A 22,151-nucleotide genomic window follows, 5' to 3' on the forward strand; every position below is an offset into this window, starting at 1 on the left:
GATTTTCATGAAAGACCCCTACGCCTGGATGGAAAACCTCGAAGATGAGCGGGTTCTCAGGCTCGTCGAGGAGGAGAACGAGCGCTTTAGGGAGTTCATTGGGGAGCTGAGCGACGAACTGTTTTCAGAGGTCTGGGAGTACTATTCGATGTCGACGCTCTACGGTGCGAAGCTCACCGAGAAGGGCATCATAGCGATGTACAAGGAGAAGGAGAGACAGCTTATCGGATGGCTCGGTGGCGATGTCATAGTTGACTCCAAAGCCCTTGAGGAGGAGTTCAACGACGAGGTTCTGCTCCAAGGCTTCACCGCCGACGGGAAGGGAAGGTTCCTAGCCTACAGCTTCTCGATAGGCGGCGCCGACGAGGGGATAACCCGAACCATAGACCTCAAAACCGGAAAGCTCATCGACGAGATGAAGCCCTCGGTCTGGAACGTAACCTTCCTTGAGGACGGTTACTACTTCTCCCGCTTCTACAGGCATGGTGAAACGCCCGACGGGGTTAAGGCTCCAGCGGTGAGGCTCTTCTGGAAGGACGGCAGTGGGGAGAGGATGGTTTTCGGCGAGGGCCTTGGCTCCGGCTACTTCATCTCGCTGAGGAAGAGCACCGACGGGGAGACGGCGATGGTAACGGTGACCTTCGGCTGGAACAGGGCGGAGATATACGTCGGACCGGTAGCGGAGCCGGAGAGGTGGGAGAAGGCATATTCAGCGGAGGTGCCCGCCGAGCCGATCGATGTAATCGACGGAAAGCTCTACGTCCTCACGAGGGAAGGGAAAGGCCTCGGAAAGGTCGTGGCAGTCCGAGACGGCGAAGTTGCCGAGATTATTCCTGAAGGCGAATTCCCTCTAGAATGGGCAATCATCGTGGACGGGAAAATACTCGCCGGCAGGCTCGTCCACGCGAGCTACCGCCTTGAGATCTATTCTTTGGACGGTGAAAAGCTGGATGAAGTGAAGTTCGACCTTCCGGGAAGCGCCCATCCCCTCGATACCGATGGAAAGAAGGCGCTCATAAGATACGAGAGCTTCACGGTTCCGTACAGGCTCTACGAGTTCGATGGGAAGCTTAAACTCGTAGAGGGGCAGGAGGTTGAAGGGGACTTCAGGGTCGATGAGGACTTCGCGGTCTCGAAGGACGGGACGAGGGTTCACTACTTCCTTGTGAAGGGCGAGAGGGACGAGAAGAAGGCGTGGGTCTTCGGCTACGGCGGTTTCAACATAGCCCTAACCCCGAGGTTCTTCCCACAGGCGATACCCTTCATAAAGCGCGGCGGAACGTTTGCGATGGCCAATCTCCGCGGAGGTTCCGAGTACGGTGAGGAGTGGCATCGCGCCGGAATGAGGGAGAACAAGCAGAACGTCTTCGATGACTTCATAGCGGTTCTCGGCAAGCTCAAGGCCGAAGGTTATAGGGTTGCCGCGTGGGGCAGGAGCAACGGCGGACTTTTGGTCTCGGCAACGCTCACCCAGAGGCCGGACGTCATGGACGCTGCGCTGATAGGCTACCCCGTCATCGACATGCTTCGGTTCCACAGGCTCTACATTGGCAGCGTGTGGGTTCCCGAATACGGAAACCCTGACGACCCGAAGGACAGGGAGTTCCTGCTGAAGTACAGCCCGTACCACAACGTGAAGCCCGCCAAGTATCCGCCGACGCTCATCTATACCGGTCTCCACGACGACCGCGTTCACCCTGCGCACGCGCTCAAGTTCTTCATGATGATGAAAGAGGTAGGCGCTCCCGTCTACCTCCGCGTCGAGACCAAGAGCGGCCACATGGGCGCCTCACCCGAAACGAGGGCGAGGGAGCTGACCGATCTCGTGGCCTTCGTCATCAGGACGGTTTGATATCTCAACCATTTCCATTTTGTTCCGTGAAGCTCGAAAAGTTCTTATATCTAGGAATGAGAGTAATAAACTAGGGGCGGAATCATGTACGGCAAAAGGATATCAACGGGTATCCCAGGACTCGATGTCATGCTCAGGGGCGGTTTAATACCCGGAAGGACGTACCTCGTCAAAGGTGCTCCCGGTACGGGTAAAACAACGCTCGCAATGCACTTCGCAATGGCGGGAATCGCCAACGGTGAGAACGTTCTCTACGTGACGCTCGAAGAGCCAGCCGAGAACCTTAGGGCGGACATGGCTAAGATGGGCTTTAGAATCAACGACAGCCGATTCACTCTGATAGATGCAACCCCGACCTCGGAGAGGTACGTCCTCGTGGAGGACTTCTTCGAGTCGTTCGCAGGCAGTCTGGAGAAGATGACAAACGCGATAAGGGAGCAGATAAGGGAGAGGCACTACACCAGGGTCGTGCTCGACCCCGTGACCATGCTGAAGCTCACCGCCTCCGACGAGATGGAGTACCGAAAGGCGTTCCTGGGGTTCATAAAATCAATGATGCGCATGAGGGCCACCGTTCTGATGACGTCCGAGCTCCAGAAGACCGACATCGAGGAGTACCTCGTCAGCGGGCTGATAGAGCTGAGGATGTTTGACATTCAGGGGACGCTCTACCGCGGACTGAAGATACTGAAGTTCAGAGGAAGCGGCTTCGATTCCAGCATGCGCCCCTACGAGATAACCGACAGGGGAATAGTCGTCCACCACGACCGCGTCATTTCACTACCCTGATGCCTCTATCATCGCCATTATCTTTCTGTGGAGCTGCTTTATCATCTCCCTTCTGTCCTCCATGAGGACCACGTCGCTTGAGCCTATCACCTCAAGGTTGAAGGCGAACGGACTTGGGAGTTCGTTGTGCTCGACCACCACCCTTATCCTTCCCTCCCGGACCCAGCTGAGGAAGAGTTCGGCAGCTTCAACATCCATCTTGTCCTCCATTATCTCGCGGTAGACCTCCTTGAGCAGCGGAAAGTTCGGGTGGTTCTCCTTGAGCACTTTGAGCAGTGCAACGGCCATAACCTGCTGTCTGCCGAGGCGCTTGCTCCTTCCGATGTACCTCCGCAGTATCAGGAGACCTCGGTTTGCCACATGTCTGAAGCGCCTCTTGAGGAGCTCCGTGTTGTCGAGTGCCCTCTTGAGAGTCTCACGGAGGTCTTCAAGCTCGAAAAGCTGTTTTATCTCCTCTTCGCTCAACCTCTTCTCGGGCGGGAGGAGCAGGGCGAAGCCGTTGTCGTTTATCGCTATCCCAACGTTGCAGTTCTTCCACTTGCTCACGAGGTAGGCGAAGGCCCTACTTAAAGCGTCGTTTGCGCGCCTCCCGATGAGTGTGTGGAAGAAGTAGCGGTTGCGCTTCTCCCCGAGGACTTCCTCGACGAGAACCGTCTCGTCGTCCGGGACCGTTGAATACTTCGCCTGCTCGCGGAAATAAGTCAAAATCGCCTTAGCGGCCCTCTCGTCTATACTGTACTTCCTCATGAGCAGGCTCTTGGCGCGGCGGTTGCCTACAAGGCCGGCAACCTCTTTCCTAAAGCGCTGCACGTCGAGGGCAAGGTCGAAGCTGAGCGGGAGCATCTCCGAGAACCATGCCGGAATGGTCGGCTTCGCCCCCTCGCGGGGAATCACGTAAATTTTGTTGCCCCTGCTCTTTATGAATTCATAGGTTCTGCCCGCCAGGACGAAGATGTCGCCGGGCATCAGCCTTTCGGCAAACTCTTCCTCAACCGTTCCGATCATCTGCTTGTCCATGGTGTAAACCCTGATCTTTGCCTCGTCCGGTATCGTACCGGTGTTCATGTAGTAGATGGCCCTCGTCATCTTGCCGCGCCTTCCGAAGCGGCCATCTTCAAGCCATATCTTGGCGTAAACCTTCCTCTCCTCCAAGCCAGCGTACTCCCCGGCGAGATAGCGGAGAACGCTCATGAAGTCTTCAAAGGGCAGGTCCCTGTACGGATAAGCGCGCCTCACAAGCCTGTACGCGTCTTCAACGTTCCACACCTGATTGAGAGCCATTCCGAGGAGATGCTGGACGAGGACATCGAGGGGGTTCTTGGGAATCCTTATCCGGTCGAGCCTTCTGTTCCTCGCGTTGTGTGCCAAGACGGTAACCTCGACCAGGTCGTCGCGGTCGAGAGCTAAAATCACTCCTTTGCTGATGTCATGAAGCCTGTGGCCAGCACGCCCTATACGCTGCAGAGCCCTGTTGACGCTCTTTGGCGAACCGATAAGGATTACAAGGTCGATTGTACCGATGTCAATTCCAAGCTCTAGGGATGTACTAGTCACAACCGCCTTAAGCTCCCCCCTCTTGAGCTTCTCCTCAACGTCCAACCGAACCTCCCTCGAAAGGCTTGAGTGGTGTGCCTCGATCAACCCCTCAAACTCCGGATAGCGCTTTTTCAGATTGTAGGCGACCCTCTCAGCGCCGCTTCTCGTGTTCGTGAAGATGAGTGTTGTCCTGTGCTCCCTGATGAGCTCCGCTAAGCGGCTGTACAGGGCATTGCTGAGCGTCCCGGCGTCCGTGTAAACGAGGTCGTCAACCACGCTCTCGACCCATATCTTCGTCTCCTTGGCGAAGCTGACGTCAACTATCAGGCCCGGCCTCGGCTTCCCATCGTCGTCAAAACCGAAGACGAACTTCGCGACCTCTTCAAGGGGGTGTATCGTCGCGCTCAGGCCTATCCTCACGAACTCGTTCTCCGACCAACTGGCGAGCCTCTCGACGCTTAGCGCGAGGTGGGTTCCCCTCTTATTTTCCGCCAACGCGTGAACCTCGTCTATGATAAGGTATTTGACCGTCTTGAGCCTCTCGCGGAACTTCGGGGCGTTTAGGGCTATGGCGAGGCTCTCGGGGGTTGTTATGAGTATATGTGGCGGTCTCTTCACCATCTTGCTCTTCTCGTAACTCGATGTGTCGCTCGTCCTTATGCCCACCCTTATGTCCGGAATCTCATAGCCGAGCTCCTTTGCCACCTCCTTTATCTCGGCCAGGGGACCCTCAAGGTTCCTCTTGATGTCGTTGTTGAGCGCCCTCAGCGGGGAGACGTAGAGCACGTAGATTTTATCCTCAAGCTTCCCGGCCTTGGCCAAAAGTATCAGCTCGTTTATGGCCGCGAGAAAGGCCGAGAGCGTCTTCCCCGAACCGGTTGGAGACGAGATGAGCACGTTCTCGCCCTTGTGGATTTCAATAACCGCGTAGCGCTGAGGAGGGGTGAAGGTTCCAAACTTCCGCCTAAACCACTCCCTAACTGGCTCGCTGAGTATCTCGAATATCTTCTCATCGGTGTATTCCCTCTCGGCGTAGCGTATCCTTTCCCCGCTCATCGAAGGTTGGTTCGGTTTTCGATTTTTAAGCTATTCGGTTATCTTAACAAACTTTTTAAGTGCCAATTGAGAACTAAAATCGGTGGGAACATGGAATCCCTGAGGCGTGTCATAGAGGAGTTCAACAGGCTCCACGGAAGCGAGGCTCAAGCGAAAATACTTCGAGTTGAAGGAGATGAGGTCATCATCGAGTTCTCCGGCTCCTTCTGCGCCACGTGCGGGCTCTACGACTACTTCGATGACATCAAGTGGGAGGCCCTGGACTTCGGCCTGGAAATCGAGCCCGTGGATGTTTTGGAGGCCGAGGAAGACGAGTTCGAGCACGGGAGGTACGTGGTGAGGTACAGGATTGGGAAATCCCTCTCCTTAGAACTCCCGGATAAAGATTAAAAGCTCCCCACCGGAATTCCCAACATGAACCCGCTCCTCCTCGGTCTCGTCGTCATCTTCCTCTGGGACGGCTACTTTTTCTTCAATTACATAATTAGCCTTTTCAAGAATTACAGAATTCAGGAATGGAAGCCCAGGGTCTCCATAATAATCCCCGCCTACAACGAGGGGAGGAGGGTTCTTAACGCCATCGAATCTGCCCTTGCCCAGGATTACCCCGACTTTGAGGTCATAGTTGTCGATGATGGGAGCGAGGATGGCACCTTCGAGGCCGCTTCATCTGTCAAAAACGCCAGGTTGAAGGTTTACAGGGTGGAGCACGGTGGAAAGGCGAGGGCTTTGAACTTCGGCCTCTCGAAGGCTTCCGGCGAGGTTGTAGTCACAACCGACGCCGACAGTTATCTTGAACCTGATGCCGTTGGGGAGCTTGTGAGACGCTTCTACTCGGATGAAGTCCTCGGAGTCGGCGGCCAGGTTCGCGTCTCTGGAGGTTCTTTCCTTGAGATGGCGCAGGACGCGGAGCATCTCCGGATAGCGATGTTCCGCAGGGCCAAGGAGCTGGACGACCTGAGCCTCGCCCCCGGCCCGATAGCTGCCTTCCGCAGGGAGGCCCTTGAGAGAATCGGCGGCTTCGTCGAGGATATCGTCGAGGATTATGCCACGACGAAGGCCGTGAAGGAGTTTGGGAAGGTTGTCTACGCTCCCCGCGCGAGGGTATGGACGAAGATGCCCAAGAGCCTTGCCGTCCTCTGGCGCCAGAGGAAGCGCTGGTTTTTGGGGGATTTGAAAAACCTCGGGGGAGGCTTCACGAAGGATTTGGCCTTTCTGCTCCTCTCCGATGCTGTGGCGTTTTTCGATGTGATTGTTCCTCCGCTTCTCCTTCTCACCGGCCGGTTCGAGCTTTTCGCCCTCTGGTGGTTCTTCGAGACCTTCACGATGCTTTTACCGACCCTCTTCGAGGGCGGAAGGCTGATAAACGCGCTCCTGTTTCCGATTATAGTCTGGTTCTGGGCGGCCTTTTACCTTACTCTTCACGTCTACGGCTATCTCTCGGTGCTCCTCCGGAGGGTATGATGGGATACCGGGCGAAACCCTTTTAAGTGCTCACTTCCGTACTACATAGACTATATAGATTATGGGGCAACAAATAGACTATAGTGATGACGATGATAACGGCGCTCTTCATGGCGTGGGCGATAGGTGCAAACGACAGTGCAAAGGCAGTTGGAACGGCCGTTGGTTCAGGCGTACTGGGCTTCAAGAGAGCCGTGCTCATCATAGGGATATTCACCACTCTAGGGGTCTTCCTTGGAGGTTCCGGCGTTTCCGGAACGGTCTCCGGGCTCGCCAAAGGTATGTCCTCGGGTGAGGTCGGACTCGTCCTCTTCAGCGCGGCCTCTGCAGTAACCCTTGCGAGCCTCTGGGGAAGGCCAATCTCAACGACCCAGTCCATAATAGGTGGTCTCGTCGGGGCTTCCCTCGCCCTCGGACTGCCGGTTGACTGGGGAACGGTCGGCAGGATAGCATCGGCGTGGGTTCTCTCACCGATCGTCGCCGCTCTCTTCGCGGTGGCTGTCTACAGGCTCTACAAGCCCCTGCTGAGAAGGATAAAGTGTCTGCGGAACCTCGAGCTGACCCAGAAGTGGCTCGTCTTCACCGCGGCGGCCTTTTCGGCCTTCAACCTCGGCGCCAACGAGCTTTCGAACGTGGCCGGGCTGATGGAAGGCCTCGGAATAGACGGCCCGTTTAAGCTCCTCCTGGCGCTTACCCTAACCATGGGAGCGCTGACCTTCAGCTACGACGTGATGATGACGGTCGGGAGGGACATCTCACCCCTCGGGCCAACCTCGGCCTTTTCGAGCCAGTTCGGGGCATCTCTAGCCGTCAGCTCGGCCAACCTGATAGGCCTTCCCGTCAGTTCGGGTCAGGCCATAGTCGGGGCCATAAGCGGCCTGGGCCTTTACAAGGGCGAGCGCGTGAACCTCAAACTCCTCGTGGGAATCGTGAAGGGCTGGGTAATCGCGCCGGTTTTCGCGGGTGCGATATCCTACGTTCTCATAACGTTTCTGGCTTAGGCTTTTAAACCCCCCACCGAAGGGCTTAGCGGTGTTGAGAGATGGTCGAGTTCAAGTTTGAGATTAAGGCGAGAGATGCCGCCGGAAGGATAGGAAAGCTGACCGTTAACGGAAAAACGATAGAGACTCCGGCGATAATGCCGGTCATCAACCCGAAGCAGCTGATAGTGACGCCGAGGGAACTCAAGGAGATGGGCTTTGGAATGATAATCACTAACTCCTACATCATCTACAAGACGCCCGAGCTCAGAGAGAAGGCCATCGATATGGGAATCCACAAGCTTCTCCACTACGATGGCATTGTCGAGGTTGACTCCGGCTCCTTCCAGCTCATGCGCTACGGCGGTGTGGACGTTACGAACCGCGAAATAATCGAGTTCCAGGAGAGGATAGGTGTTGACATCGGCACCTTCCTCGACATTCCGACACCGCCCGACGCACCGAGAGAGAAGGCGGAGGAAGAGCTCGGGATAACCCTAGAAAGGGCGAAGGAAGCCGAGGAGGTCAAGGACATCGCGATGAACGCTGCCGTTCAGGGCTCCACCTATCCAGACCTGAGGACATATGCTGCCAAAAAGCTCAGCGAGATGAACTTCGAGATTCACCCGGTAGGGGCAGTCGTCCCCCTGATGGAGAGCTACCGCTACAGGGACCTGGTAGACGTTGTAATAGCCTCAAAACTCGGTTTAAGGCCTGACAGGCCGGTTCACCTCTTTGGTGCAGGACACCCGATGATTTTTGCTTTGGCCGTTGCGATGGGAATCGATCTCTTCGACTCGGCGAGCTATGCCCTCTACGCGAAGGACGACCGCTACCTGACGCCAGAAGGGACTAAGAGGCTCGAAGAGCTTGAGTACTTTCCCTGCTCCTGCCCGGTCTGCTCCCGCTACACTCCTCAAGAGCTTCGTGAGATGCCGAAGGAAGAGCGCACGAGGCTTCTGGCTCTCCACAACCTCTGGGTAATCCGCGAGGAGCTCAACCGGGTCAAGCAGGCGATAAAGGAGGGAACCCTCTGGGAGCTCGTCGATGAGCGTGCCCGCTCCCACCCGAAGATGTTCGCCGCCTACAAGAGACTGCTGGAGTACGGGGACTACCTTGAGAGGAACGAGCCGGTGACCAAGGCGAGTGCTTTCTTCAAGGTCAGCGAGGAGGCGATGCGCTGGCCGATCGTCCAGCGCGCCAAAACGAGGGCCGAGCGTGTTGCTCAAAAGTTCCCGGAGAGGATTAACCACCCAATCTTCGGAGAGATTCCGAAGTACCTCAGCCTGAGCTACCCCTTCGCCCAGAGCGAGGGCGAGGAAGACTTCACCATAACCAAGCCCGCCAAGGGGGAGGCGAGGGGCTACATCATGGCCATAGCGGAGTACCAGTTCGGAGAAGGCGCTGGAGAAGCCTTCAAGGATGCCTTTGTCGAACTTTCGAGGAAGACTGGCATGCCGAGGCAGATAAAGGCCAAAGGTAAACACCTCGCGACCTTCAGGGCTGAGGACGGCCTTCTGACCCTCGGCATAGAAGGTGCAAAGAGGCTCCACGAGGTTCTGCCGTTCCCGAGGATGCGCGTTGTGGTTAACGAAGATGCGGAGCCTTTCGCGAGGAAGGGCAAGAACGTCTTCGCCAAGTTCGTGGTCGATGCGGATGAAAACATCCGTCCCTACGATGAGGTTCTGGTGGTGAACGAAAAAGACGAACTCCTCGCGACGGGACAAACACTGCTCAACGGCGAAGAGCTGAAGGTCTTCCAGAGCGGTCTGGCTGTGAAGGTTCGCAGGGGCGTTGAGAAGTAGAAAATTTTATAACGTCCCTCCCTTCTCCTATTTCGGGCGGGCCCGTGGTCTAGATGGTTATGACGCCACCCTTACAAGGTGGAGGTCCGGGGTTCGAATCCCCGCGGGCCCACCATAACGAAAGACAAGGGGGCTACGCCCCCTTATCTCTCTGTACTCTCAAACCCCCGATGTGGGGCTACGCCCCACAACCCCGTTTTCTCTCTAAACTACCCGGGGGGCTGACGCCCCCACACCCCCGAAAACTTCACTTTCACGATGTTGAGCTTCGCTCGATTCGATGCAATGAATCGGTTTCTGCAATAACCCGCTTTATCTCTGCAGTGCAAATTCAAGTACGGGGTCGGCTATGTGGTAGGTAATATTCCTGCCGTTGACATTTTTCTCTATAAACGAGGCCTTTAGGAGGGCGTCGAGGAGTCTTGCAAGGGTTGCATCCGTTATCTCGCGCTTTTCCGCTTTTTCGAGTTCCGTCTTCAACTCGCTCCAAGTGTTCCTTCCGCGGGCTATTGCATGGAGAATCGTCAAATATCGCTTTCTTGCGAGGGGTCTCTTCTCAAGGAAGCGGTCAAGCTCCCCCAAAGCCATCTTTGAAGCCTCTTCAAGAACTATATCTACCGTTTTTTTGCCCAGTCCTTCTCTGAGGGAGATTATCCCAAACTTAACGAGCCATCCAACTATGCCGTCAAGCCTGTTGACTGCATCTTCCAGAATTTCACCGGGGGCTTCTATCCCTGCCTGTTCAAAGCCTTTACGTAGAAAATCGATGCTCTGCTCTCTTGAGAACCGTGAAAGCTCTATCTCGTGGAAAACTCTCCCGTAAAGGGGGGCGGTGGGGTCCTCAATACCTATGAATTCATAGAGCAGTCCAATCTCACTTCCGGTTAATATGAAGCTCATCTCTCCGTAGTCATAGAAATGGGCTATTAATGAAGCCAGCTCCTTTCCAGCCGGCCCTCTAATCTCCTGAACCTCATCGAACGCTATTACAAACCCCTCGCTTTCAAGGGCAGAAATCAGGGAATACAACGTTTCGGGGTTTTTCCACGAGAGCGAGACTCCCACACCGGAGATCCTCACGCCGTCTATGAGCCTTATCTTGTCCTTCAATCTTTTGAGGAGGGGCGCGTTTTTCGAGAGGTATTCGTTGAGTGCCGCCTGAAAGCGAAGGTAGAGGTCACGCCTTGAGTTGGGGTTCACTCCCCTAAGATCAACTATAACGTGAGGGAGTTTCGCTTCGTTGAGGGCCACCCTTAGGAGGGAGGTCTTCCCAAGCCTGCGTATTCCTTTGAGCAGTATGAGAGGCTTCCGTGAGTTTATGGAGTTTAGTAGCTCTTCCAACTCCCTCTCCCTGTCATAGAGGTCCTCTCTCTTGGCCTTGGGTCTTTCATCAAAATACAAACTACCACCCCGATAGTATACTATCACCCCGATAGTTAAAAGGATTTAGGTTGGCCTCTTCTCTTCCTCCGGGAACTTCCAGTTCTTCGTTATCCGCGTCACGTTCCTCACGAGGGCCTTCTCCTCCGGGTGCCTTGAGACGAGCTCCTCAAGGAAGGAGATGAGTTCATCGTAGGCGGGCTTGTCTATCGGGAAGGGAACGCGGTCCTTGCCGCCGACGGCGTAGGTGAACTTGAAGGGATCAGGCGGATGCGTCACGGGATCCTTCCAGCTCGGGTGGACGTCGTAGACGAGCTCCAGAACGAGCGACAGGGCCCTAAGCGTGCTCGGCCCGAGACCCTTCAGGAGGAGGAACTCCTCGTAGTTATTCACGCTCACCTCACGGGCGAATTCCAGGGCTTTTCTGTTCAGCTCGAACCTTCCGAGGCTCTCGTAGCGCTTCAGCAGGGAGCCCTCATCGACGTCGCGGGGTTTGTAGTAAACGAGCGGACGGTAGCCTTTGGCTATGGCTTTCAGGCTCTCCAGCTCGCGCTCTATTTTAACCGGGTTCTCTTGAACCACATCGAGGAGCGTCTTCTGGTACTCCCTCGACTCCTTCGAGACGGTGTTGAGGGCGAACTCCCTCCTGAGCCCCGAGATGGCCTTGTGGGGGTCGAGGGTGAAGGCCTTGGCGTCAAACCAGTGGAAGCGCCTCGCCATCCGCTCTGCCTCGTTCATGCCCTGCTGTATCACCGCCCAGTTGCCCTCCTCATCGAGAAAGAAGACGTGGTGGTAGAGCTGGTAGCCGGTCTGGAGCGCAACCGTGTCGACTTTGGCCACCAGCCGTGATGTCCTCACGTAGGGCTCGGGGTCGAGTTCGTAGAGTTCCGCTATGGTTTTCAGCTCCTCTGGTGTTGCCCTGCTCTTCTTGCCTTTTCCGCCTGCAGCTTTGACCCCCAGCTCCTCCCTCCAGAGGGCGTCCTTTATCATGCCTGCGGTCACGGTGGTTGAGCCCGAGGAGTCCCAGTCCATCCCGATGACGTTGTTGAAGGCCTGGAACCAGACCGGGTCGGAGAGCCTTTCAAGGAGACCATTCGTTCCGTACTCCTCGACCGCCAGAACCAGCACTAACCGGGTGAGCTTCCTCATCCTCTGGGCCAGCCACGCCGGAACGTGACCGCCGTGAAGGGGCAAATCCGCTACGTTTCTCATCGTTGGTTATTGGTCTCGAAACGATTTAACCTTTGCCCGGCACAACCTTTTTATCCCCTGGCGCGTTTCCCCCATCGTAAACCCACGGGAGGTATGCTCATGGGAGTTGAAAAGGTCCCGAAGTACGACATTCCCACCAAGAAGGTTGACTACGTTTTTATCGAGCTCGACAAGATGAAGCCCCACGAGCAGCTCGTTCAGAAGGAGCTTGAGGCCTTCATCGAGAGCGTTACCGGTAGTGGAATCTTCTGGAAGCCCATGCTCCTCGCCAAGGTTCCCGGTGAGGACATGTATCTCATCGTCGACGGTCACCACCGCTGGGCCGGCCTCCAGAAGCTCGGCGCCAAGAAGGCTCCGTCCGTCATCCTCGACTACTTCAGCGACGATGTCAAGGTCTACACCTGGTACCCGGCCTTTAAGGGCAACCTCGAGGAGGTTCTCGAGAGGCTCAAGGCCGAGGGGCTCGAGGTCATCGAGGACCCGGAGGCCGAGGAGAAGGCCGAGAGGGGCGAGATAGCCTTTGCCCTCGTCGGCGAGAAGAGCTTCTCCATCCCCGGTGGACTCGAGGAGCAGAAGAAGGTCAGCAAGGTCCTCGACGAGATGAGCGTCGAGGGTAAAATCGAGCTCATCTACTACGGCCTCAAGGAGGACGCCAGGGAGGACATGGGCAAGGGCGAGATCGACTACGTCTTCATCAGGAAGGCCCCGAGCAAAGAAGAGGTCATGGAACTCGTCAAGCGCGGTGAGGTCTACTCCCCGAAGACCACCAGACACGTCCTGCCATTCAACCCGGACAAGATCGACGTCAAGCTTGAGGAGCTGTTCTGAAGGTTTTTAACTCCTTTTCCCTACTTTCTACGCCGATGACGAAGGATCAACCGGCTGAAGGATGATGACCAGTCCAGGAGGCCGAGGCATGCTCAAAGGATTGATATTTGACGTTGACGAGACCTTGGTTTACTATGAGGGTTACAATCACAGGGAATGGTATGAGAGGTGGGTTATGCCGGCCCTTCGGGAGCGCGGCATCGAACTGGACTACGAGACCTACAGAAAGACGGTGACCGGCGAGCTTCCGAGGAGCTACGTCGAGCGCTTTGGCATAGACCACGTGGAGTTCTGGAGAATCGTTGACGGTGTGAACCTCCAGTACCGCCGGTGGATGGCCGAGCGGGGAAAAATACGGCCCTTCTCAGACGTTGATGCCCTTGGAGAGCTGAAGACGATGGGCCTGAGGCTCGCCGCAGTAAGCAACGCCTCCCAGGAGTGCACGGAGTTCGTTTTGAACCTCTTCGGTTTGAGGAAGTACTTCGAGGTTGTTTACGGGAAGGACTATTCAAACCTGGACGGCGTCAAGCCAAGTCCATATCTTGTTGAAAAGGCCCTCAACGCACTCGGCCTGGAGCCGGAGGAAGCGCTGATGATAGGCGACAGCCGTCACGATGTGCTCGCTGGAAAGCGCGCCGGCATGAAGGTGGTTAACGTAACGCGCTTTGGTGAAATCGAGGGTGCCGACTACTACGTAAGTGACCTCCGGGAGCTTGTGGGGCTGGTAAGAAAAATGCTGGGGAGGTAACTCACTCCCCGTAAAACTCCTTCTCAAAGACGTCTATGCCAACCTCAAGGCCATCTAACCAGTCGAGGAACTTGGTGACGTTCTCGTCTCTGAATATTGCCCCGTGCTGTGGGGCTATGACTTTGGGGTTCAGCCTCCTAACGGAGCGAACCCAGGCCTTCAGGGCTTTCGTTGAGCTCATGTACCTCCTGTGAAAAGCATCCATCAGGCTGGCGTGCTCGTCGAAATTCTCCACAAAAAGGTACCACTCGCCCTCGGGGAATGCCGCGGCACCTATGTCTGTGCTGAAGAGTATCCCACTCTTTTCGTCATAGAATGAGAAGTTCCCCGGACTGTGGAGGTAGTGGGAAGGAATCGCTCGTATTGTGGAGTTCCCGAGCTGAAAGTCCATTCCCTTGTCTGGTATCCCTATCGTTCTGCCGGCACTTAGAACGGCCATGTGGGGTATGAACCGAACCCACAGCTCTGAGATTACAAGCTTTGCAAGCGGGGCGTACTCAAACCAGAGGTTCAAACCGGCGACTACATCTGGGTCTTGGTGGGAGTACATGAGGTACTTTATCTGAGTGGGGGGAATAACTGAGGAAACGTTCCGTAGAACCCTCGAAAACACGAAGAATCCGCCTGGTTCTATCAAGGCTGCTTCATTTCCGTCTATGACTAGGTATTGGTTGGTGAGGATACCCTTCTCATCCTCAGCTTCCTCGATTCCAAGCCAGTAAACCTTGTGGTCCCCATCGTCATAGAGGGGATATATGTTCATGTTCTTTATCATCTCAAACACCTCCAACTGGAACCCAGACGTTGATCATGTACGCGCCCTCAACCTTGGAAACCAACTCAAGGGCCTCCCTCGTTCGGGGTTCAGTATCCACTTTTACTGTCCTGGTTCCATCCGAATCTCTGTACTCAACGGCCAAAATTTGGCTCCTCCTGAGGAGAAGCTTGAAGGACTTAGTGCCGTCTTGTGTAATGCCTGAAACATAAAGAACGTCATCCCTGAGGTTCCCCCGGAGTTCCATCACGACTTCCAGAAGCTTTCCCTCTCCGATTATATGAAGGCCACTGTGCACCATCTTTGCCTTGGCCAGAAAACTCGCCACGCTCATCGGGTCGGAGAAATCTACGTTGAGGGCTGTTTCAACCGTTGGGGTTGCAGGCACTGAGGAATGCATGCTCTCCGCGAGGTCCTTGAGGGCCTTTGCGATCCCTTCTGTCAGCATCTCCAAAGTTTTGCCCAGAAAGAATTCTCCTCTTCCCTTATATGCCAGCTCAATTTCAGCGCTAACGTTCTTTTGCCATTCTCTTAGGCTCACAACCGCGGTAAGGTGGCTCTTCCTGCCAACGCCCTCGTATATGTGGCTGTTGGAACCATCGTGGAAAGTGAACCTGTAGGTGTCCCTGAACTTAAAGATGAACCTTGGGAGCATTATCTCGGCCTCAATGCCTTCTCGTGTGTTCACCCTTACGACGTACGGCCAGTTCGTGATGAACTGGGTAGGGTCGTTTAGGACGTCTTTGATAGTTTCCATGTCTGCGTTTATCTCCACCCGGGTTGTTTTTCGCTTCATAGTGCACCCTCCAGGCTCTTCATGATTTTCAGATAAGCTCCCTCCACTCCATCTTCAACCTTTACCGGCAGGATGAACAGAACTTCGTTTCTATCCGAGAACACTAGTTCGGTAGGTTTTTCGTGGGCAACGGCCCTTACGTCAAAATCCACTACTCCCTTGGTAGAGAGCTTAAGGGTTCCAACTAGATGGGGAATTGCCTCCCCGTTACCAATCCTGGCCACCTCGGGCCATATTTTATACAGGGGTTCGAATGGATTCACGACCCAGGAAACGTAGGCGCCTGAGCCGTTAGATACAACTCTGGTATTCATGTCAACCACCCATTGTTAAATATCCAATATATTGGATACTACTGCTAATAGGCACATTTGATTTTTAAACCTTCGGTTCCAACTTCGAAACCTAAGTCGTTTTAAGGGCATAATCTGTGGATTTTCACTTCAAACAACTGTGGAAAAACTCTGAATTTCGAATGCGTCAGTCTTAAATACTAAAAAGACGCCTAAGTATAAGAGTGTGGTACCTATGGAAGCCGGTTTTAAATGTGAGCGATGTGGAGCGCCCCTTGAGGTTTCTCCGGAAACCATCGTGGCCATCTGTCCATACTGCGGTTTTCCGAACCACGTGAGTGGAAACCTGAAGACGGAGAACATCTACATCGTCCCGACCATCGATAAAAACGCCATAGCCAAGGCCTTCTGGGACCGCGTCAACAGGGACTTCGACCTCAAGCGCATGAAAGAGGGGATCGAGATAGTTGACATCGAAGGCCACTACGCCCCGTACTGGGTTGGCAACGTTCACGTTGAGGGTGACGTCGAGTACATGGTGCGCGAGGAGGAGTGCCACACAGACTCGGAAGGCGAAACCCACTGCCATACCGTCGAGAGGCACTACCACGACTACGTTGACGAGGTTTTGAGCCTCATCGGCTCCGCAAGGAGGCAGATTAAGAGCTTCGGCGTTGATGACATCATCGTCCACTACTCGAGGGCAAAGCCCAAGGGGATGAAGCTCCTCGAGCTGGACGAGGACCAATGGGGAAAGATAAAGCTGGAGATACTCAACACTGAAATAGACGAGACCCAGGCGAAGATGATAATGCGCGAGGATGCGATAGACGTCATAAGGGACCGCTATTCAGCCAAGGCCGACAGGATAGAGCGCTTCGATATAACCGCCGATGAGCCCCAGAACGTTTCTCTGATTCTCCTGCCGATGTGGACCGTCTATTACAAGCACGAGAACTCGATATTCCATGCCGTCTTCGCCGGCTGGGACGGAAGGGACGTTGCCGCCACAGAACCCATGCCCATCTGGAGGCGCGCCCAGTACATGGCCGGCGTCGTCCTTGGCGTCATCATAGGAGCGGCTGGAGCCGCCTACGGCGGTGCAAACGGTTCGGCTCTGGTTTCGGTGCTCTCGCTGATACTTGGGGCTGGCGCCAGCGGCTACTTCGGGTCGTTGGTTCTGGAGGGACAGAGAACCGAGAGGAGCACCGGCATCATGGGGCACTTCACGGGGGCGTTTAAGAGGTGATCGCCATGGAGGTTCAGTGTCCAACCTGCTCGGCCAAGTTTAAGGTTCCAGACACCGTGAGCGTGGCAACGTGCCCCTATTGCGGAACGACCTTCAAGCTCGAAACGAGGGAGGAAGTAGGCGAGCACTTCTTCTTCCCGCCGATGAGGAAGGACGCGGGAGGAGTTCTGCTCAAGTTCCTCTCCAGGCAGTACGGCGCTCCGGCGGACATAACCGGGGCAAAGATAACGAAAAAGGAGCTCCACTGGGTGCCGGTTTACTTCTTCTACCTCCACGGTAGGAGCACGCGCTGGTCAACGATAGAGGAGGTTCGCTTCGTCGGAATCCCCGCAGGCTCACCCTTCCAGGGGATGCTCAAGGATTACCCGTTCCCGATAAGGGGCAAGCGCTTCTTCGATGAGGCAGTTGTCGGAAAGGGCAAATACTACGAGCCCAAGATGTCCAGGGAGGAGGCCGAAGCGATGGCGAGGAGCATCATGGAGAGCGCCCTCAGAAGCGAGGCGAGCCAGGAGGACAAATCCCTCGGCGGCGTTGAGATTGAGGTGAAGTACCAGGGGCTGGTGCACTATCCCCTCTGGGAGGTTCACTACGAATACGGGGGCCAAAACTTCGCGGGATACGTTGATGGAACCGATGGAAGGGTTGTCCAGGCAGAGTACCCGCTCATGAGCGGTGCCAGAAAGAAGGCCACCCTCCTGGGGGCCGGTGTTCTGGCGGCCGGCTTGATAATCGGAATAGCCGCGGCAGGTGCATACGGAAGCGCCTGGGGGCTCATCGGCGGGCTCATCCCCGGAGGTGCCGGGGCCTTCGGCATATTCCGGAAAGGCGCCGTCAAGAAGAGAAAGGTCAGTGAGGTTATGAGGCTCAACAAGGGCAACCTGTATTTCAAGCCTATGTGAGGTGTTGCTTATGGGAAAGGAAACTTCGATAGTTGAGAAGCTTGAGCTCGTAATTCCCGGCTTCCACGGCTACAAGAAGAAGGAGCTCATAAGGGAAGACGACAGGCTCGTCCGGGGCAAGGTGGCGGATACGCTCGCCCTCGCCAGAAGGGAGATGGAGCGCGCCCTTCAGAGGTGCGCCATGGTGGGCTGCGCTCAGATGGTTGCCATAGACAACCTGAGAAAGAAGCTCATGGCCCTTGAGAGCAGGGTGAGGCACGCGGAAGCCGGCTACCGCGGCTACTTCGACAGGGTGAAGTTCAAGGAGGAGGAGCTCAACAGGCTCCTGGAATACGACGCCAAGATGATAGAGCTGGCGGAGGAGATACTCAACGAGGTCAAGGCCCTGAACGGCCAGATAGCGAACCCTCAGGCCCTGGGCATGGCTGTTCTGAACCTCGATGACAAGCTGATAAACTTCGAGGAAGTCCTCGGCAAGAGGATGAGCTTCGCGGCGGGTGAGTGAGATGGTTCAGGTCATAGAATGGGTGAACCCCGGAGAAGACGAGATAATCTGGCGCTACCCCAACGAGGTCATAAAGTGGGGTGCCCAGCTGATAGTCCACGAGTACGAGGTTGCCGTCTTTATGCGCGACGGCAAAATCTACGACGTTCTTGGCCCGGGAAGGCACACGCTGACGACTCAGAACCTACCTCTCCTCTACAGGCTCGTCGGCGGTTCAAACAGCCCCTTCAAGGCAACCGTAATCTTCGTCAGCATGAAGCAGTTCCAGGGGCGCTACGGTGGGGAGACGCAGACGAGAGAATTGGCGCCAGTCAAGTACTACGGCGTCTACTGGTTTAAAGTGGCAGACCCCGTGCTCTTCATCACCGAGGTCGTGGGCGGTCAAAGCCTCTACGACACGAGCGACGTCACCAAGTTCATCCGCGCCTACTTCAACGAGGGCATGATGAAGCACCTCAGTGCTTACTCGATAGTTGATCTCTTCCAGAACCTCGACATGGTCAGCACGCAGGTCAAGGTCAAGCTCATCGAGGATTTCCGCAGGCTCGGTCTTGAGCTGGTCGATGTCAAGATTGAGGGCGTCAACACCACAGACGAGTGGCGCCAGAGGCTCTTCTGGATAATGCAGACAGGCAACGCTCAGGCCGTCATGCAGATGGACACGGCGAAGCAGGTTGCTGCCGAGCTTGGAAAAAGTGAAGGGGCCGCGATGGGCACGGGCATGGTTATAATGCCCCAGCTCCTCCAGCAGCCCGCTCAACCTGCTCAACCGGCGCAGCCCTACGCCGGTGGAGGCGTTCCTCCCGCCGGTTATCAGCAACCGGCCCAGCCGGGGGCACCCGCTCAACCAGCAGGGCAGGAAATCTGCCCCTACTGCGGCAAGCAAATTCCGCCTGGGGCCAGGTTCTGCCCATACTGCGGACACCAGATACACCGCTGTCCCAACGGCCACATAGTTCCTGAAGGGGCGAAGTTCTGCCCCGTCTGCGGTGCTAAGATTGAGTGATGGCTTCCGCCATCTTACATTCTTTCCACATCGAGTCAATACGGCAGGCCGTAGTGCTCGACAGCTATCTCGTCAAGCCCTATCCGCTCAAGCGCACTCAGGGGCACCTGCATGGAAACTTGAACTATTCCCGGGAGCCTTCCAATCTCCACAGCGCCGCTTATAGTTACCCTGTTTCTGACCTCCTCCACACTCATTCCAAACAGGTCTGCCGCCCGTTTGAATCCATTCATGGCGGCATCGTTTATTGTGGGCCCTGAGCCGATGACCTGCACCGGTGCAACGGGCTCCGGTTCAAGTCCGAACCTCCTCGCCAGGCTCTGAACTTTCTCCCACTCGTCCTTTCTCCAGGGTCTCGCGAGGGGCGGCAGGTCTTCCTCCGGAGGGAGAAGAATTGGCCCGTCCAGGTTCACGTTTTTGAGGACCGAAACCTCCACAATGCTTTCTGCGGTCACATCGGTGGTATGACCCGCCACCTCGCCGTCGCCCTGCATTGCGTGTGCATCACCGGCATAGATCCCTCCCCCCTTGACCTTTACGGGTGCGATTACTATCGCCCCCTCCCTGACCGAATCCACGTCCAGATGGCCGTCCGTCAGCTTCGTCTCGTAGTCTTCTTTCGTTATCGCGTATGGGTGGGGCGCGCCTACGAGGAACGAGCCAAAGTCACCCGCATTGTGTGAATCTGGAATGTCAACCGCCGGTACCGTCCCAAGCTGTCCTAAGAACGGCCGTATTCTTGAGGGCACGCCCACCACATCCGCCTTGGCGAATATCAGTATTGGGACCTGCTTCGAGTTTTTGGGCAGTGAATGCCACTCCCACGCATTTTCCGCTATCTTCTCGGCGGTCTCTTTGTTTACGGTAACTCCAACGCCCAAGCCATGGTCAAAGACCATCGTGTACCCGTTCACCATCCTGAAGGGCGATGCCGGTGAGCCGCAGTGCTTGCACCTTATTGCGTCTTCCCCGATGCCAACAACCTCGAACTCGGGCCACGGCTCGTTGCAGGAGGGACATTTCTTTGCCACGTAGGGGTCTCCAACGAATGAACCCTCTCTGACGGTGTCTACTCCCGAGGAGGCGGCCTTTGATAGAACCTTTATGCTCCTTATCCTAATGACTATCCCGTCTCCAACTTCAGCACCCTCCACCGCTACCGGCACGTTGACCTCGTGCCCTCCCCTGATGGTCGGGGTTATCATCGGGCCCCAGCATCCGGGGGCCGTGACGAACACTATCCTCCCGCCGTCCGCCACCGGGCCGAGCATTTTCGAGTGGGGTCCGATAATTCCGTTTGTTTGGAGGTCGTTAAAAATCTCGTCTTCATACGTCATAGAATCACCATACAGTACTTGTCAAAAATTGATAAAAGCTTTTCTTAGTATGACAAACAGAAAAATTCAAGGGCATCAAAGTCAACTGTCCGTGACCTTACCTGGCCAGGCTCCCAATGAAATGCAAAGAAAAAGTCAAACCCCGAACCTGTCTTCGATGTAGACCCTGATGAGGTTCTTCGTCGCGAGCATGCCCTTGACGTGCGTCCTCTCCATGCCATGGCTCGCGTGCACTCCCTGGCCTATCAAAGCCACGCGAACGTCCCAGCCTGCCCTTAACGCTGCGGAGCCGTCGGAGCCGTAGTAGGGGAAGACGTCTACGACGTGGGGAATCTCGTGCTTCTCGGCCAGCTCGATGAGTTTAGTCGTCATCTCGTAGTCGTACGGACCGCTTGAATCCTTGGCCGCTATCGATACCGCGGTTTCCTTGCCCGCGACGCCCTCTCCAACGACGCCCATGTCAACGACGAGGAGCTCCTTCATGCTCCTTGGATAGCCTGCCGAACCGCCGTGCCCGACCTCCTCGTAGGGCGAGAAGAAGAACGCCACCGGGAGCTTTTCAAGGGCCTCGGCACCCAAATCGAGCATCAGGTCTATCATCACCGCGGCGCTCGCCTTGTCGTCGAGGAAGTGAGCTTTAACGAAGCCGTTGACGTACTCGAACTTCGGATCGAAGGCTATGAAGTCACCAGGCCTTATGCCGAGCTTCTCTGTATCTTCCTTCTTCTCGACGAGCTCGTCCAGGCGGATGTACATGTTCTCCTCCTTGCGCTCCTTCTTGCTAGCGTCTTTGTTCACGTGGACGCTGGGGTTCTTGAGGAGAAGCGTTCCGCGGTATTTCTTCCCCGAGCGGGTGATTATCGTGCAGTACTCGCCCTCGAAGGCGGGAAGGTGGAGGCCACCTACCCTCGTGAAGCTCAGGTGCCCGTTTGACAGGATCCCCTTAACCATCGCGCCGAGGGTGTCAACGTGGGCTGCTATGACGAGCTCCGGCTCCGGATGGTTGCCCGCTATCAGGGCACCCTTGTTGGTGAAGTAGGTTTTCACGCCGTTTTCGTTGAGGAGTCCAGCTATGTAGGCCATAACCTCTTTCGTGTAGCCCGTTGGGGACGGTATCTCTAAAATTTCCCTGAGAATCTCAATCATTCTTTCCATCGTGACCACCGTTAAAAGAAAGGTCGAAGGGTTAAAAAGGGCATCGGTCAGAGTCCGAAAATCCTGCGGAGGTGCTTCATATTGCCCGATGAGAGGTACACCTCATGTTCTGGAAGGAGTTTGATGGTGAAGGCCTCGTCGGGGTCGTGGGGATAGACGTTGAGGAGAACGTACTTCCCGCTCTTCATCGCGCTCTCCAGACGGTACGTGCCCTTGTAACGGTGCTTTGTACCGCCCATTCCGAAGACACCGCCTTCTTTCCACTCGATGTCGATATACATCTTAAGGGCGGAGCGGCCGTTCGTGACGTACTCCCCAGCGAGTTGGCCCCACTTTGAGAGAACCTCCCCGGCCGAAACTTTGATTCCATTCTCCTTTATTCCCTCGGGGTCGGAACTTACGATGTTTTTCAAAACATTTCCCAGCATGCGACCACATCCAGGCGTTTTAGAACAGTTGCACGGCTCCTTTATTACTTTTTCGTGA

21 protein-coding genes and 1 tRNA gene are annotated in these 22,151 nt (G+C 55.7%); 13 read left to right on the forward strand and 9 right to left on the reverse strand.

Annotated features, from left to right (window positions below):
• Positions 1-7 precede the first annotated feature (7 nt).
• The gene (locus tag CDI07_RS03680; protein WP_088180318.1) at positions 8-1,852 is read left to right on the forward strand and encodes a prolyl oligopeptidase family serine peptidase; all 1,845 of its coding nucleotides are present in this window, start codon (positions 8-10) and stop codon (positions 1,850-1,852) included.
• Between the two features lie 84 nt (positions 1,853-1,936).
• Entirely contained in the window at positions 1,937-2,641 is a 705-nt protein-coding gene (locus CDI07_RS03685; RefSeq protein WP_088180319.1) for an ATPase domain-containing protein, read from the forward strand.
• On the opposite strand, the gene CDI07_RS03690 is transcribed toward CDI07_RS03685, so the two are convergent.
• The gene (locus CDI07_RS03690) at positions 2,633-5,233 is read right to left on the reverse strand and encodes an ATP-dependent helicase (protein ID WP_088180320.1); all 2,601 of its coding nucleotides are present in this window, start codon (positions 5,231-5,233) and stop codon (positions 2,633-2,635) included. The two genes, CDI07_RS03685 and CDI07_RS03690, sit on opposite strands and share 9 nt — an antisense overlap.
• Before the next feature lie 90 nt (positions 5,234-5,323).
• Between CDI07_RS03690 and CDI07_RS03695 the strand changes: the two genes are divergently transcribed.
• From CDI07_RS03695 to CDI07_RS03715, 5 genes are all read left to right on the forward strand, one after another.
• Positions 5,324-5,623: a hypothetical protein gene (locus CDI07_RS03695; RefSeq protein ID WP_088180321.1), complete on the forward strand. Its 300-nt coding sequence runs from the start codon at positions 5,324-5,326 to the stop codon at positions 5,621-5,623.
• Between the two features lie 24 nt (positions 5,624-5,647).
• Entirely contained in the window at positions 5,648-6,697 is a 1,050-nt protein-coding gene (locus tag CDI07_RS03700) for a glycosyltransferase family 2 protein (RefSeq protein WP_088180322.1), read from the forward strand.
• A gap of 92 nt (positions 6,698-6,789) precedes the next feature.
• Positions 6,790-7,698: an inorganic phosphate transporter gene (locus tag CDI07_RS03705; protein ID WP_088180323.1), complete on the forward strand. Its 909-nt coding sequence runs from the start codon at positions 6,790-6,792 to the stop codon at positions 7,696-7,698.
• A 41-nt stretch (positions 7,699-7,739) separates the two neighbouring features.
• On the forward strand, positions 7,740-9,482 hold the full coding sequence (gene tgtA / locus CDI07_RS03710) for a tRNA guanosine(15) transglycosylase TgtA (RefSeq protein WP_088180324.1): 1,743 nt from the start codon (positions 7,740-7,742) through the stop codon (positions 9,480-9,482).
• 38 nt (positions 9,483-9,520) lie between these two features.
• Positions 9,521-9,597 (forward strand) — tRNA-Val (locus CDI07_RS03715).
• Between the two features lie 197 nt (positions 9,598-9,794).
• Here CDI07_RS03715 and CDI07_RS03720 read toward each other — a convergent pair.
• Positions 9,795-10,883, reverse strand: coding sequence for an ATP-binding protein (locus tag CDI07_RS03720; RefSeq protein ID WP_088180325.1), 1,089 nt, complete (start codon positions 10,881-10,883; stop codon positions 9,795-9,797).
• Positions 10,884-10,928: 45 nt separating this feature from the next.
• Entirely contained in the window at positions 10,929-12,074 is a 1,146-nt protein-coding gene (locus tag CDI07_RS03725) for a DUF763 domain-containing protein (RefSeq protein WP_088180326.1), read from the reverse strand.
• 99 nt (positions 12,075-12,173) lie between these two features.
• Here CDI07_RS03725 and serK point away from each other — a divergent pair, with 99 nt between their 5' ends.
• Both serK and CDI07_RS03735 read left to right on the forward strand, forming a co-directional pair.
• Positions 12,174-12,902 (forward strand): L-serine kinase SerK, encoded by a 729-nt coding sequence (gene serK / locus CDI07_RS03730; protein ID WP_088180327.1) that lies wholly within the window; start codon positions 12,174-12,176, stop codon positions 12,900-12,902.
• Positions 12,903-12,990: 88 nt separating this feature from the next.
• A complete protein-coding gene (locus tag CDI07_RS03735) occupies positions 12,991-13,650 on the forward strand; it encodes an HAD family hydrolase (RefSeq protein WP_088180328.1) in 660 nt (219 codons plus the stop codon).
• A 1-nt stretch (position 13,651) separates the two neighbouring features.
• Here the strand turns inward: CDI07_RS03735 and CDI07_RS03740 are convergent, their stop codons facing one another.
• Genes CDI07_RS03740 through CDI07_RS03750 form a run of 3 tightly spaced genes read right to left on the reverse strand, consistent with a single transcriptional unit; the run spans position 13,652 to position 15,535 of the window.
• The gene (locus CDI07_RS03740) at positions 13,652-14,425 is read right to left on the reverse strand and encodes an MBL fold metallo-hydrolase (protein WP_088180329.1); all 774 of its coding nucleotides are present in this window, start codon (positions 14,423-14,425) and stop codon (positions 13,652-13,654) included.
• Between the two features lies 1 nt (position 14,426).
• Positions 14,427-15,221: a hypothetical protein gene (locus CDI07_RS03745; protein ID WP_088180330.1), complete on the reverse strand. Its 795-nt coding sequence runs from the start codon at positions 15,219-15,221 to the stop codon at positions 14,427-14,429.
• Complete coding sequence (locus CDI07_RS03750; protein WP_088180331.1) at positions 15,218-15,535, reverse strand: hypothetical protein; 318 nt, start codon at positions 15,533-15,535, stop codon at positions 15,218-15,220. Before CDI07_RS03750 ends, CDI07_RS03745 begins: the two co-directional genes overlap by 4 nt.
• 214 nt (positions 15,536-15,749) lie before the next feature.
• Here CDI07_RS03750 and CDI07_RS03755 point away from each other — a divergent pair, with 214 nt between their 5' ends.
• The 4 genes from CDI07_RS03755 to CDI07_RS03770 are packed head-to-tail and all read left to right on the forward strand — an operon-like array spanning position 15,750 to position 19,173.
• Positions 15,750-16,763: a hypothetical protein gene (locus tag CDI07_RS03755; RefSeq protein WP_088180332.1), complete on the forward strand. Its 1,014-nt coding sequence runs from the start codon at positions 15,750-15,752 to the stop codon at positions 16,761-16,763.
• A 5-nt stretch (positions 16,764-16,768) separates the two neighbouring features.
• Positions 16,769-17,662, forward strand: coding sequence for a hypothetical protein (locus tag CDI07_RS03760; RefSeq protein WP_088180333.1), 894 nt, complete (start codon positions 16,769-16,771; stop codon positions 17,660-17,662).
• 10 nt (positions 17,663-17,672) lie between these two features.
• Positions 17,673-18,167, forward strand: coding sequence for a hypothetical protein (locus tag CDI07_RS03765; protein WP_088180334.1), 495 nt, complete (start codon positions 17,673-17,675; stop codon positions 18,165-18,167).
• 1 nt (position 18,168) lies between these two features.
• Complete coding sequence (locus CDI07_RS03770; RefSeq protein WP_088180335.1) at positions 18,169-19,173, forward strand: SPFH domain-containing protein; 1,005 nt, start codon at positions 18,169-18,171, stop codon at positions 19,171-19,173.
• Between the two features lie 35 nt (positions 19,174-19,208).
• Here CDI07_RS03770 and CDI07_RS03775 read toward each other — a convergent pair whose 3' ends face one another.
• From CDI07_RS03775 to CDI07_RS03785, 3 genes are all read right to left on the reverse strand, one after another.
• Positions 19,209-20,510: an acetamidase/formamidase family protein gene (locus tag CDI07_RS03775; protein WP_088180336.1), complete on the reverse strand. Its 1,302-nt coding sequence runs from the start codon at positions 20,508-20,510 to the stop codon at positions 19,209-19,211.
• A 135-nt stretch (positions 20,511-20,645) separates the two neighbouring features.
• Positions 20,646-21,665 carry a M42 family metallopeptidase gene (locus CDI07_RS03780; protein WP_088180337.1) on the reverse strand — a complete coding sequence of 340 codons (1,020 nt, stop codon included), beginning with the start codon at positions 21,663-21,665 and terminating at the stop codon, positions 20,646-20,648.
• A 47-nt stretch (positions 21,666-21,712) separates the two neighbouring features.
• Positions 21,713-22,093, reverse strand: coding sequence for a hypothetical protein (locus CDI07_RS03785; RefSeq protein ID WP_088180338.1), 381 nt, complete (start codon positions 22,091-22,093; stop codon positions 21,713-21,715).
• Positions 22,094-22,151: the final 58 nt, after the last annotated feature.

Source organism: Thermococcus sp. 5-4 (assembly GCF_002197185.1).
Lineage (GTDB): Archaea > Methanobacteriota_B > Thermococci > Thermococcales > Thermococcaceae > Thermococcus > Thermococcus radiotolerans.